The organism is Psychromonas sp., from assembly GCF_041586535.1.
In the GTDB taxonomy this organism is placed as follows: domain Bacteria; phylum Pseudomonadota; class Gammaproteobacteria; order Enterobacterales; family Psychromonadaceae; genus Psychromonas.
Map to the genome: position 1 here is coordinate 1 of NZ_JBFGZY010000116.1, position 13,479 is coordinate 13,479.

11 protein-coding genes are annotated in these 13,479 nt (G+C 41.1%); 5 read left to right on the top strand and 6 right to left on the bottom strand.

Annotated features, from left to right (window positions below):
• Positions 1-381: 381 nt before the first annotated feature.
• From dxs to xseB, 3 genes are all read right to left on the bottom strand, one after another.
• Positions 382-2,247, bottom strand: a complete 1,866-nt coding sequence (dxs, locus tag ABZA00_RS12900; protein ID WP_372882574.1) for a 1-deoxy-D-xylulose-5-phosphate synthase — start codon at positions 2,245-2,247, stop codon at positions 382-384.
• Positions 2,248-2,326: 79 nt separating this feature from the next.
• Positions 2,327-3,217: a (2E,6E)-farnesyl diphosphate synthase gene (gene ispA / locus ABZA00_RS12905; protein WP_372882575.1), complete on the bottom strand. Its 891-nt coding sequence runs from the start codon at positions 3,215-3,217 to the stop codon at positions 2,327-2,329.
• Positions 3,218-3,309: 92 nt separating this feature from the next.
• Positions 3,310-3,546: an exodeoxyribonuclease VII small subunit gene (gene xseB / locus ABZA00_RS12910; protein ID WP_372882576.1), complete on the bottom strand. Its 237-nt coding sequence runs from the start codon at positions 3,544-3,546 to the stop codon at positions 3,310-3,312.
• A 672-nt stretch (positions 3,547-4,218) separates the two neighbouring features.
• On the opposite strand from xseB, the gene ABZA00_RS12915 reads away from it, so the two are divergent.
• Positions 4,219-5,070, top strand: coding sequence for a PA4780 family RIO1-like protein kinase (locus ABZA00_RS12915; protein ID WP_372882577.1), 852 nt, complete (start codon positions 4,219-4,221; stop codon positions 5,068-5,070).
• 129 nt (positions 5,071-5,199) lie between these two features.
• Here ABZA00_RS12915 and ABZA00_RS12920 read toward each other — a convergent pair whose 3' ends face one another.
• The 3 genes from ABZA00_RS12920 to rnd all read right to left on the bottom strand — a co-directional run bounded on the left by ABZA00_RS12920 (position 5,200) and on the right by rnd (position 8,325).
• Positions 5,200-5,340 carry a hypothetical protein gene (locus ABZA00_RS12920; RefSeq protein ID WP_372882578.1) on the bottom strand — a complete coding sequence of 47 codons (141 nt, stop codon included), beginning with the start codon at positions 5,338-5,340 and terminating at the stop codon, positions 5,200-5,202.
• A 23-nt stretch (positions 5,341-5,363) separates the two neighbouring features.
• The gene (locus tag ABZA00_RS12925; RefSeq protein ID WP_372882579.1) at positions 5,364-6,764 is read right to left on the bottom strand and encodes an MFS transporter; all 1,401 of its coding nucleotides are present in this window, start codon (positions 6,762-6,764) and stop codon (positions 5,364-5,366) included.
• A gap of 451 nt (positions 6,765-7,215) precedes the next feature.
• On the bottom strand, positions 7,216-8,325 hold the full coding sequence (gene rnd, locus ABZA00_RS12930; RefSeq protein ID WP_372882580.1) for a ribonuclease D: 1,110 nt from the start codon (positions 8,323-8,325) through the stop codon (positions 7,216-7,218).
• Positions 8,326-8,627: 302 nt separating this feature from the next.
• Between rnd and leuC the strand changes: the two genes are divergently transcribed.
• The 4 genes from leuC (at position 8,628) to ABZA00_RS12950 (ending at position 13,160) form a co-directional block, all read left to right on the top strand.
• Positions 8,628-10,025, top strand: coding sequence for a 3-isopropylmalate dehydratase large subunit (leuC, locus tag ABZA00_RS12935; protein WP_372882581.1), 1,398 nt, complete (start codon positions 8,628-8,630; stop codon positions 10,023-10,025).
• Positions 10,026-10,035: 10 nt separating this feature from the next.
• Entirely contained in the window at positions 10,036-10,650 is a 615-nt protein-coding gene (gene leuD, locus ABZA00_RS12940) for a 3-isopropylmalate dehydratase small subunit (RefSeq protein ID WP_372882582.1), read from the top strand.
• 380 nt (positions 10,651-11,030) lie between these two features.
• The gene (locus ABZA00_RS12945; RefSeq protein ID WP_372882583.1) at positions 11,031-12,554 is read left to right on the top strand and encodes an alpha-isopropylmalate synthase regulatory domain-containing protein; all 1,524 of its coding nucleotides are present in this window, start codon (positions 11,031-11,033) and stop codon (positions 12,552-12,554) included.
• Positions 12,555-12,719: 165 nt separating this feature from the next.
• Complete coding sequence (locus ABZA00_RS12950) at positions 12,720-13,160, top strand: DUF3010 family protein (RefSeq protein WP_372882584.1); 441 nt, start codon at positions 12,720-12,722, stop codon at positions 13,158-13,160.
• Positions 13,161-13,479: the final 319 nt, after the last annotated feature.

Below are 13,479 nucleotides of genomic sequence, written 5' to 3' on the forward strand. Positions count from 1 at the left end.
AAACGTAGTTTTATGTCTAGCTAGCATTCATTTTAGCAAGTATAAATGAGTAGATAGTTATCGGATTTGGTATTACTCCCTTTTCGATTGGTGCAACGCAGCACTGGTTTTCGAGCTCACGCCCCGTAGGGCAAGAGAAATTGCACCAATCTGCTTTGTTATAAAATCTCTCTGTAGAATAACTAGACTTCAATTTTATGTCTAGCATCTCGGCACAATTGACCTTGCTGACTTTGCATCTTGAAGTATCATGGGTATAAATTACGATATTAAAAGCAATGACGCTTTCATTATCCAGCGCCGAGCTTAATTACTTTCAGCATAGGTCGCAATGAGTAAACTCGAAATTATTTTACTCACTGCGTTATCTATTGCACACCGCTATGCCAGGTTGTAATAGCGAACAATCTGCTTTTCTATTCCGGCGCTGTCGAGTTCAAGCAGCGCATAGATCTCTTTCTGCGTACCCTGTTCGATAAATTGGTCCGGCAACCCAAGGTTTAACACCGGTACGTTTATTTTTTCCGCCATAAAGTATTCATTGACAGCAGACCCGGCTCCACCGGCAATACTGTTCTCTTCAATGGTCACAAACTGTTTGTGTGTTTTCGCAAGGTGATCAAGCAGTTGCTTATCAAGTGGCTTGACAAAACGCATATCAACCAGAGTTGCATTGAGTTTTTGTGCAACGGATATTGCCTGATTCAACAGGGTGCCGAAGCATAAAATGGCCAGGTCATTGCCTTCTTTCAGCACATTTGCTTTGCCAATGGGCAGTGAGGTCATTGTTTTGTTGATCGCGACTCCCGTTCCCGTACCGCGCGGATACCTTACCGCTGCGGGCTGATTAAGCAGATGCCCGGTATAGAGCATATCCCTGCATTCCTGTTCGTTTGAGGGCGTCATTACAACCATATTCGGCACACAGCGTAAAAAACTCAAATCAAAAGCGCCCTGATGGGTTGGACCATCCGCACCGACTATGCCGGCTCTGTCTATTGCAAATAACACACCCAGATTTTGAATCGCAATATCATGGATAACCTGATCGTAGGCGCGCTGTAAAAAAGTTGAGTAAATAGCAACAACCGGATGTAAACCGGAAATAGCCATGCCGGCAGCAAGTGTTACGGCATGCTGCTCTGCTATCGCGACATCATAATATTTATCGGGATGACGTCTTGAAAAACTGACCATACCAGAGCCTTCACGCATTGCCGGTGTAATTGCTGTGAGCTTGTCGTCCTGGTCAGCCATATCGTTTAGCCAATCACCAAATATTTGCGAGAAGCTTGCCGAGCACGGGGCTGATTTTGGCAGCTCCTGATCCGGAGTGAATTTAGGAACAGCATGGTACTTGATGGGATCAAGCTCAGCCTGTTTATAGCCTTTACCTTTTTTAGTCATCACATGTAAAAACTGCGGGCCGCTATGGGAACGCATATTGCGTAAGGTTTCCACTAAATCAATAACATTATGGCCATCCATCGGACCGATATAATTAAAACCAAATTCTTCAAATATAGTTGCAGGCGAAACCATGCCTTTAAGGTGCTCTTCGGTTCTTTTTGCTAACTCTTTAATGGGCGGAATATTAGACAGCACTTTTTTGCTGCCTTCGCGCAGCTGGGTATAAAGTTCGCCGGATAAGATTTTTGCAAGGTGATTATTTAACGCACCCACATTTTCTGAAATTGACATCTCATTATCATTTAATACGACCAGCATATCATTGTGCAGTGCACCAGCATGATTTAATGCTTCAAAAGCCATTCCCGCGGTAATCGCACCATCACCGATAATAGCCGCGACTTTGCGGCCTTTTTGCTCTTTTTCTGCTGCAATGGACATACCTAATGCAGCACCGATTGAAGTAGAAGAATGACCTACACTGAGTGCATCATATTCACTTTCTTCGCGCCATGGGAAAGGGTGCAGCCCCTTAAAAGTACGGATACTGTCCATTTGATCGCGCCTTCCCGTTAAAATTTTATGCGGGTAGGCCTGGTGACCAACGTCAAAAATCAAATTATCAAATGGTGTGTGATAAACATAATGCAGGGCCACGGTTAATTCGACAACACCCAAACCGGAAGCTAAATGTCCGCTGGTTTGACTGACAGTATTGAGCAGAAATAAACGCAATTCATCACAAAGCGCGGGTAATTGCTGTTTTTTTAATAAGCGCAGATCTTCCGGATAATTAATGTTGGTCAGCAACGGGTAGTTTTTTAAATCCAATGGCATAAGTATCAGTCGTATATAGAGAAAATAATAAAATTTACTAAACATTGTGCTTAGTAAATGTGATGGGTTTAGCTGTTGCTTATCGGTCGCGTTTGATTATGTATTGTGAAAATAACGCTAACAATTCTGTATTATAGGGTAATTGCGATAAAGCATATAGTGCGTCCCGGCAAAGTCTTTCGGCTTTCTGTTGCGCCTTCTCTAACCCCAATAATGCCGGGTAGGTTGATTTTTCCAGGGCAATATCAGAGCCCTGAGGTTTGCCCAAAGTTTGCGTATCACCAATAATATCTAAAATATCATCCTGCACCTGAAATGCTAAACCGATGGCATCTGCAAATTGACTTAATAAAATAAAGTGCTCTGCGGGTAAGTCCGTTTTAGCCAGTGCGCCAAGTTGCACTGCAACTTTTATAAGTGCACCTGTTTTTGCCTGATGAATCTGTTCCAGGGTTGCCAAATCAACAGATTTTTTTTCTGCAGCCAAGTCTAACGCTTGTCCGGCGCACATGCCATGATCGCCACTTGCTTTTGCTAAATGATTCACCATTTTTAATTGTGTTTGTGCACTCAATGCTTGATTCGGTCTTGATATAATATCAAATGCTAAGGCTTGTAGTGCATCACCGGCAAGAATAGCAGTCGCTTCATCAAATTTATTATGGCAGGTCATTTGCCCTCGACGCAGATCATCATCGTCCATTGCAGGCAGATCATCATGAATCAGAGAGTATGCGTGGATACATTCCACCGCGGCAGCTAAGGGATCTAAAGATTGTAATGAACAGTCCAGCATCTCTCCGACTGCGTAAACTAAGAATGGTCGAACCCGTTTACCGCCTAATAAAGCCCCGTACTCCATCGCTTCATTAAGTAAAGGAGAGACGGGATGAGCAATATTGATATAATGATTTAATTGCTCGTTAACACGATGCTGGTATTGGTTAAGTGTATCTTCAAGTTGCTTCATAGATTTATAGTGCTGCGAATTAGAGTTAATAATATAAAAACAGATTTATAGGGGCATCACTGCTCAAATAACGATAGGATAAATAAGCTTAGTTACTCTTCCTTAAATTCCTGAAGTGGCGCGAGTGCATCCTGCTGCATTAAGATACTAACCTGCTGCTGTGCTTTTTGAAGCTTTTGACTGTTGCTGCGGGCTAATGCAATACCGCGTTCGAATTGTTTTAAAGCTTCTTCCAAGCTCAAATCACCCGCTTCTAAATGGTTGACAATACTTTCGAGTTCATCGATAGCTTCTTCGTAATGCATATTTTCCGGTTTTTTTAAGGCCATTTAAATCTCAATAATTGCAATTTTTTTCAAGGGTACCGTGCCGTGGCGAGAAGTCAAATATCCGTTGCTAAATAATTTCAAAACAACGGGTAAGTAAAATTAGAGTTCAAGCTGCTCGATGTTGCACTTACTTAATCAGGAAGGGGGGAAGACTATAGGGGACACAATGGTCCTTTTATAATGATAATGTTTTATTTTGAGAAGTTTTTCATAAAAAACAGGACTGATTGTGACGGATTTTTTAGCCAACAAACAAAGGAACAAGTATAATCTCAATCAATGCCCGATGTTTATTAAAGTTGTAAGTCGAATATTTTCGCTTACAGCCGAACAATATTTTTTTTATAAAGATAATTTTACTTAACGTACTGTATTAATTGTGCTTATTTTAAGCGGGGACACAAATAAGTTTATTCCGATAAATTTTTCATTGGGAAATGTTAATATTAAATCCTTGCGTAGTGCACAAAAGCGAGCAGTTGGAAAAGAAGTGCGCCGATCAGAAAAACAGCTTGCTTACGTAAAAAGTAAGCGATTGCCTGAGAGGTCAGGCGAATGAAAGTAACTAAACAATCTGGGATGCAAAGCTATATAGATAGAAAGTTAAGCCTAATTTGCTATATAACACACTGTAAATCAATTATTAATAAAAATGCGATAATTAAATAAAATATGAAAATTCCTAAAAGAATACAACCTCTTGTTGATGATGGTTTAGTTGATAAAGTACTACGTCAATTAATGAGTGGTAAAGAAGCATCGGTTTTTGTGGTGCAATGCGGCGAACACGTTCGTTGCGCTAAAGTCTATAAAGAAGCAAGTAAACGCAGTTTCAAGCAGGCTGTTTTATACAATGAAGGGCGTAAAGTTCGTAGCGGACGCCGTTCCCGTGCTATGGAAAAAGGCTCCAAGTTTGGTCGACAGGAGCAGGAAAAAGTGTGGCAGAATGCCGAGGTTGAAGCGTTATATAAACTAGCAGATGCTGGTGTCCGTGTACCGCAGCCATACGGGTGTTTTGAAGGTGTACTATTAATGGACTTGATCACCGATGAAGAGGGCTTTGCAGCGCCTCGCCTGAATGATGTAAGTATGTCAGAAGAGCAGGCATTGGAGGATCATTTAGAGATCATGAATTATGTTGTACGTATGCTAAGTATTGGCATTATTCATGGCGATCTGTCGGAGTTTAATGTGCTTGTTGATGAGTGGGGGCCGGTGATCATTGATTTGCCTCAAGCCATTAACGCAGCAGGCAATAACAATGCTAAGCGCATGTTGTTTCGGGATGTTAATAATATGACCACCTATTACGCCCAATTTGCACCGGCGCTAAAAAAAACGCAGTATGCACAAGAAATTTGGGCCCTGTATGAAGCCGGTGAGTTAAGCGATGACGTTGTATTAACGGGTAAGTTTGTAGAAACAGATAAAATCACCGATGTCGATAATATATTAAATGAAATTAATGCGGCCCGGGAAGAGGAAGAAGATCGCAAGGCGCGTATGCTTGAGATTGAAGCTTAAAATAGTTCAGCGTTAGCGGTCAATGACCGCTAACGCTGAATTTTCCTTAAACCCTGTTATTATACCAAGTCCTACAATCATCTATTCATTTATGCTTGTTAAAGTGAATGCTAGACATAAAACTACGTTTTAGTCTTTGTTATTGATTTGATTCAGAACGTCCTGTTCTTCACCACTTTGTGGCCAGCTAAAGCTGTTTAAAATTGTCCCATACAATTTTGTGTAATTAGAACAACTAGTTACAGTAATCAGCGCCTTGCTTTCATCCATTTTCCTGCGCCCAAATAGATCATCTAATTAACGGAATTGGTATCAGCTTCCGTTTCTAACGCTTTCCGCTGTTTGTTTTTTGCTCTGCTTCTGTGTTTATCTGAAACATGGTCAAAAAAGTGGCGCAGCGAATAAAGCATTACCAGACTGGGGATGACCATTAATGAGGTGATTATAAAAAAAGTTGACCAGTCATTTAACAGATCAACTAACTCTCCGCTAAATGAAGCCAGGGTGGTACGCCCGAGGTTACCCAATGAAGCTAACAGAGCATATTGTGTCGCAGAAAAGGCGGAACCGGTTAACATGGTTAAGAAGGAAACAAAAGCAACGGTTGAAAATGCGGTGGTAAAGTTATCTACTAAGATAGTCGCTAAAAATAGATGCTCACTAGGACCACTTTCTGCGATCCAGGCAAACATCAGGTTACTGCCTGCCATGGCGATACCGCCAATCATTAAACCACGCACTATGCCAAATTTAACGTTAAATATGCTTCCTAACAGGGTGAAGAAGATAGTTGCTCCCCACCCCATTAGTTTTGAATAATGGCCTATCTGCTCATTGCTGAAACCGACTTCTTTATAAAAAACGATAGACATACGGCCAAGAAAAGCTTCACCAATTTTAAATAAGAAAACGAATAATAAAATAGTGAGGGCAACTCTAACGCCATTTTTTTTAAAGAAATCCCAAAAAGGTTCAATGACTGTGACACTAAACCAGGTGGCGACGCGCGACTTAATAACCTTATTATATTTATCTTCAGCCTGCTGTTGTAATGTTTCACGTTCACTTGCCGGCTCGCCTACCAGAATGGTAAACAGCATTAATAATGCCACCACAAAGGCCATCCCGTAATACACCCCATTCCAGCCCATGCTGTCAGCATTAATAAAAGCAAAGTAACCCGGCAGCGAATAACCGGTCCACCAGCCAATAACCGCCATAGCCGATGCCTGAGGCAATTTACTGGTTTGTGATTTTGCGAAGCTGTCTATCCGGTAGGCATCAACGGCAATATCCTGCGTGGCTGAGGAAATTGCAATACCCAATGCCAGCAATGAGGTCAATGCGATATTCATTGCCGGATCCACTCCGGCGATAAAAAGTGTTAACAGTAAAATCACCGACTGGCAAAGGAATATCCAGCTACGGCGTTGCCCGAGAAGGGAGTAGAGCAGTGGCAGTTTAACCCGATCGATTAAAGGAGCCCAGAGAAAGTTAAATGCATAGACGGTAAATACGGAACCGAAATAACCGATTGCAGCACGCGTGAGTCCGGCATCTTTCAACCAACCGGACATATTAGAGCCAATCAATACCCATGGAAAACCACTTGAGCAGGCAAGCATAAATACCCACAGCAGGCGCTTATCTAAATAACTGCAGAAGGTAGCCTTCCAAGAAATAGCAGAGCTCATTAAATTTTCCTTTTTGACAAAAAACCGACCTGGATGGCTACTATTTAACTTCAGCTCTGGATAAGCAAATCGATACAATACCGCTATTTGCGGGTATTTCTGCGTTAAATCATCTGCCAATAACAGACTATTGCTACGATGAGTTGCCGTGAACGACACGACACGACACGACACTAACGGCACTGTATAATATAAAACTTTAACATTATAATATAAAACTTTAACATTATGATATTAAAGGCAATGACGCTTTCATTATCCAGAGTTGAAACTATTTAGCATGTATTTGCATGAGTTATCATTTTTATATTGGATCAAAAAAGACTGCCATACCCAAGCTACCTCAAGATGCAAGAATTTGTATCTTGAGGTAGTTTGAGCATATAAAATATCACAACCGGCGAACGAATATAATCAGGGGGGCTAACAATTTCACTTTGACTAAATAGTATTAATGCTCGAATTGATGCCCGATCAGATCAAATCGCCAGCCGGTTAACAGTTTAGGTTTATCAGCCTGCTGTTTTTGCGCATCGTCTAATTTCCATAACCAGCTTAAGTATTCGTTGATAAAACGCTTCGAGGCAATTAATTCCACCGGCAAATCGTTTTCTTCAGCGCAGTGTTTAATTTTCTCCCGCATCGATTTCAACGTGCTTTTGTAAGTCGGGAAATCAACCAGGCGTGTCACTAATGGCGGATAACTGCTTTCATCCTGATTGACTACCTGATTAATAATGTTGAGAATCTGCTGGCCGTGGATACGAATCTCATTGGGTAATAAATTCAAACGGCGCAGATCTTCTAAACTGGTCGGCAGGTAATAAGCTAATAACCACAGGTGATCGGCTTTCACGACAAAATTGACGGCAAGATTGCGTTCCTGTGCGGTTAATAAGCGCCATTTGGCCAGCGCTTTTATCACGGCAAGCCCTTTGCGCTCTAATTTAAATAAATTATTCAGCGATTTATAAGCATTATCAGGATCTTGTTTTTCCATTTTTTGGGCAAGTATATCGGCACACTCCTGAGCGAAAAAATGTGTCATGTTTTTATTTTCAAGTTGCTGTTGAAGCTTTTCCAGGCAGGGTTGTAAATGCAGTACATCTGCAGCCGCATAATTTATCTGTTTGTCACTTAAAGGACGTGCGCACCAGTCTGTGCGTGATTCACCTTTATCGACTATCACTCCCTGTAGTGTTTCCACCATGTTTGCATAACCGAGTGATGCACCGAGATTAGCAAAAGAACAGGCAATTTGCGTATCGAAGAGAGTAAAATTAAGATCGCCTTTGTGCTCGCGGATGATTTCCAAATCTTCGCTGCCGGCGTGGAGAATGATCATTTTATTATCGATAGCCTGCCAGAAGCTTGTCAGATCACCAACCGCTATAGGATCAATTAAAGTAATTTTTCCGTTTTGAGAGACTTGTAATAAACCTAAATTGGCAAAATAAGTTCGTGTACGTACAAATTCGGTATCAAGTGAAATCGGGCTATTATCAAGAGTTGCGATAAAATCATGCAATTGTGTTGTTGTCGTAATTATGTCAAATTGCATTGTTGCAACCTCTATACTATTGATTTAAAGGGGTGCTATATTACGTAATTAATTGAGAATCTTCCATTGATATTCGCATTTGCCGCTGTCTTATAACAATTTCTGCATATTTATTCATTAAACATCCATTGTTCAATACATATTTAACTAGAATGCACTATTTGATCTTGCTATATTGTCTGGATGACATCTATCCATTAGAATTAATTTTCTAAACTGAACTAAACAACCTGTATCTGCAGTAACTGTGATCAAAGATGGTTGGGTTTACTAGTAAAACATAGAGAGTGATAAGGAAAACAATGACTAAAACAATGTATGAAAAAATATGGGATGCACATTTGGTTCATGAACCAAAATCTGGCTCTCCGCTTCTGTATGTTGACCGACATCTGATGCACGAAGTGACAAGTCCTCAGGCTTTTGAAGGTCTGCGTCTAAAAAACCGTCACGTGCGTAATGTACACAGTATTTTAGGGACTATCGATCACTGTGTACCGACAAAAGATCGTTTTAACATTGTCGATCCTATTGCTAAAAAACAAGTTGAAACAATGACGGCAAACTGTGCTGAAAATAAAATCAACCTGTACGGCATGGACAGTAAGCAAAACGGTGTTATTCATATCGTTGTGCCTGAACACGGCTTTATTCATCCGGGTATGGTTGTTTGTTGTGGCGATAGCCATACAGCAACACACGGGGCATTCGGTGCATTAGCATTTGGTATCGGTACCTCTGAAGTTGAACATATCATGGCAACACAGACACTACAGCAGAAGAAAGCGAAAACTATGCTGGTGAAAGTTGAAGGTCAACTGTCAAAATATGCAACAGCGAAAGATATTGCTCTGGCAATCATCGCTAAGACAGGTACTGCAGGTGGTACGGGTTATGTGATGGAATTTGCCGGTAATACGATTACTGATCTTTCCATGGAAGGCCGTATGACGTTATGTAATATGGCAATTGAAGCGGGTGCCCGCGCTGGTTTAATCGCGCCGGATCAAATTACGTTTGATTACCTGGAAGGACGCGAATTTGCACCGAAAGGTGAAGACTGGGATGCAGCCGTTGCATACTGGAAGACCATGGTATCTGATCAAGGTGCTGAATTTGATGCAGTGATCGAGCTTAAAGCTGAAGATATTGCACCACTAGTTTCCTGGGGAACATCTCCGGAACAGGTTATTGCAGTAGACGGTGTTGTGCCCGCTCCTTCAGACTTTGAAAATGAAGTTAAAGCACAAGCATGTGCAAGTGCACTTAAGTATATGGACGTGAAAGCGGGACAGAAAATTACCGATATCAATATTGATATCGTATTTATCGGCTCTTGTACTAACGGCCGTATTGAGGATTTCCGAGCGGCAGCTGAGCTGCTTAAAGGGAAAAAAGTTGCGCAAGGTGTACAAGCGATTGCTGTACCAGGATCTTTCCCGGTAAAAGTACAAGCAGAAAAAGAAGGTCTAGATAAGATTTTTGTTGAAGCTGGTTGGGAATGGCGTGATCCGGGCTGTTCAATGTGTCTGGCAATGAACGGCGATGAACTGGAAGACGGTCAACGCAGTGCTTCTACATCAAACCGTAATTTCGAAGGTCGTCAGGGTAAAGGTGGTCGTACTCATCTTGTATCACCGGCGATGGCTGCGGCTGCTTCAATTGCAGGCCACTTTGTAGATATTCGAGATTGGAAATAGGGGCGAGATAATGGAAGCTTATAAAAAACACACTAGTATTGCGGCATTAATGGATCGCAGTAACGTTGATACAGACCAGATCATCCCGAAAAACTTTATGAAAAAGGTTGAGCGTACCGGTTTTGGTATTCACCTTTTCCATAACTGGCGTTTCCTTGCTGATAATGTTACGCCAAACCCTGATTTTGAGCTTAATAAACCCGCTTTTAAAGGGGCTAAGATATTAGTGGCCGGCGAAAACTTCGGTTGTGGCTCTTCACGTGAGCATGCTCCGTGGGCGATTGCGGATTACGGTTTTAACACTATTATCTCTACCAGTTTTGCTGATATTTTCTTCAGTAACTGTTTCAAAAACAGCATTTTGCCTATTAAAGTAAGCAAAGATGAGCTTGCTGCGCTAATGGCTGAAATCGCTGCTAATGAAGGTGTGGAGTTTACTGTTGACCTTGAAGCACAAAAAGTGACAACACCGGGCGGGATTGAAATTGATTTTGAAGTGGATCCGTTCCGTAAACAGTCTTTACTTGAAGGGCTTGATGATATCGCGTGGACATTAAAACACGAAGGTAAAATTACAGACTTTGAAGAAAAACAAAAACAAACTTTACCTTGGTTATGGAAATAATTATTTTTATCTCGCAGTTAAAATGAGATAAATTTTAAGGCGCACTGGTTGCGCCTTTTTTATAAAATCTATCTGATTAAAGCAGTTATAGCAATTGGATTAAATAAATGACCAGTTAATTAATCTGTTTGGTATTATCTACCGTTTTAATCAGATAATTTTTTTAATATTTGTAGAAAGTAGCAATTAGGTGATCACCTTTACTGTTTTCAATTACCCAGAACTGTTTTGTGAGCTTTGTTAGAGCATGATTGTCTCATTTAGCATTGCTCCTGCCAGGGGTGATTTTTCCGGGTAATATTTGATCACTTTCTTAACTCTTTTAGTCTTACCTGCGATAGATTGAATCTTCTACTATCAAAAATGAATGGAGTGAGGGAATGACCCGAGAAAACGTTGTTCAGTTAATGGATACAACATTACGTGATGGAGAGCAGACACAAGCTGTTTCATTTGCTCCGGCTGAAAAAGTAAGTATTGCTAAGGCCTTGTTGCAGAAATTAAAAATTGACCGTATTGAAGTCGCTTCGGCTCGTGTTTCCGAGGGCGAAAAAGATGCGGTAACGAAACTTAACAGTTGGGCGAGTCGTGAAGGTTTTCTTGAGAAAATTGAAGTCTTAGGGTTTGTCGATCATAAATTAAGTGTTGACTGGATAACAGATACCGGTGGGAAAGTGTTGAATCTTCTCGCTAAGGGCAGCTTAAAGCATTGCAGCGAACAGTTGTGTAAAACCCTTGATGAGCATGTCATTGATATCAAACAAACTATTAACTATGCTCAGCAGCAGGGGTTGCGGGTAAATATTTATCTTGAAGACTGGTCTAACGGTTACAAAGACAGTCCTGAGTATGTTTATCAAATGCTGGAAAAACTGCAGGATGCCGGCATAGTGCATTTTATGTTACCCGATACATTAGGCGTGATGTCTCCCGAGGAAGTGTTTGCAAGCTTAACGGACATGGTCGGGCGCTTCCCGGATTTAAATTTTGATTTTCATCCTCACAATGATTACGGTCTGGCAACCGCCAATGCCATGTATGCGGTGAAGGCCGGCGTATCATCTATACACTGCACCATTAACTGTTTAGGTGAGCGTGCCGGTAACGCGTCCTTATCGGAGGTGGCGGTTGTTTTACAGGATAAACTTGGCAAAAACGTCAATATAGATGAACGTGAAATTCATAATTTAAGTCGTCTGGTGGAAAATTTTTCCGGTAAACGCATATCAGATAATACGCCTATTGTCGGTGCTGATGTCTTCACGCAAACCAGCGGGATACATGCAGATGGCGATAGAAAAGGGGGCTTATACATTTCGGCATTAACCCCGGAGCGTTTTGCGCGTTCGCGTAGTTATGCATTAGGTAAGATGAGCGGCAAAGCGTCACTTGCCAAAAACCTGGAAGCGATGGATATTGAGCTCGATTCTGAACAACAGAAGAAATTGTTAAAACGTATTGTCAGACTGGCGGATCAGAAAGCCAGCATCAGTGCTGACGATTTACCTTTTATTATTGCCGATCTGCTCGAGCGCAATGACTATAATTATGTTGAACTGTTAAACTGCTCGATCAATTCCGGCCTGGAGCTGGAGTCTACGGTCAGTATACGTGTACGGGTTAAGGATAAAATTTATAAAGCCAGTGGCAGTGGTAATGGTGGTTTTGACGCATTTATAGGGGCAATGAAGAAAGTATTAGACAAAAAAACTTTTGTTTTCCCTGAATTACTGGATTACCAGTTGCGTATTCCTCCCGGCGGAAAAACCAGTGCGCTGACGGAATGTACTATCACCTGGTCGGATGGTAATAATCAGTTTACTACGCGAGGGGTGAATACCAATCAGGTATTAGCCGGTATCGGAGCAACCATTCGTATGATTAATCTTAAGCTGCATATATAGTTTTAGCTAAATACTAATAAAGAATTATCCGGCATTTTCAGTTGTAAGCCTGAAAATGCCGGAAACTTATGTACGAGTAATTGGAAGCTAACTTAGCAAGATTTATGAGAAAGTGAATACTCAATAAGAGTAGATAAAAACTCAGTAATAAAGAAGGAAAGAATAATGCGCGTTTGCGGAGTAGAGTTAACTGGTAATGAAGCGATTATCAGCATAATGCAGTTAAAAAATGGTTTATATGATGTCCCGAAAGTACGAGTGGCTAAATTAGCTTTGCCCGATGCAGTTAATAGTGACCCGCTTAAAAAGTTTCAATTTGATTTTGCCCAATTGATGAAAGATTACCAGGTAGATACTGTGGTCATTAAACAGCGTGATTTAAAAGGAAAATATGCCGGTAACCCACTGAGTTTCAAAATTGAAGCGGCATTACAGCTGATGACGGACTTAAAAGTTCATGTGTTGTCAAATCATTATATTAAAGAAGGCTTATCCCTTGCCCAGGTAACACCTGATGTTATTGAGTTAGGCTTAAAGAAATTTCAAAATCAAGCTATGCTCACGGCATTTGCTTATTTAGAGCAGCAAGCGGCTTTATCCCGGTAAATAGCATACCTCTACCCATGTTATTTCAAAATGCTTTGTCAGGCGCGAGCTCGGAGAGCAGAGCAAGACGCAACATAAGGTAATGGTTATTCCCTTTTCGATTGATGTAACGAAGCGGTATTTCGTTTTTACCGCTTCCCCACAGAATAGACTCAAATTCTCTTTGTAACTGAAAATCATACCAATTCCGTTAATTAGATGATCTATTTAGGCGTAGGAAAAATGGATGAAAGCAAGGCATTGATTGCAGTAACTAGTTGTTCTAATTACAAAATCAATAACGAAGCTAGCATTCATTTTAACAAGCATAAATGAATAG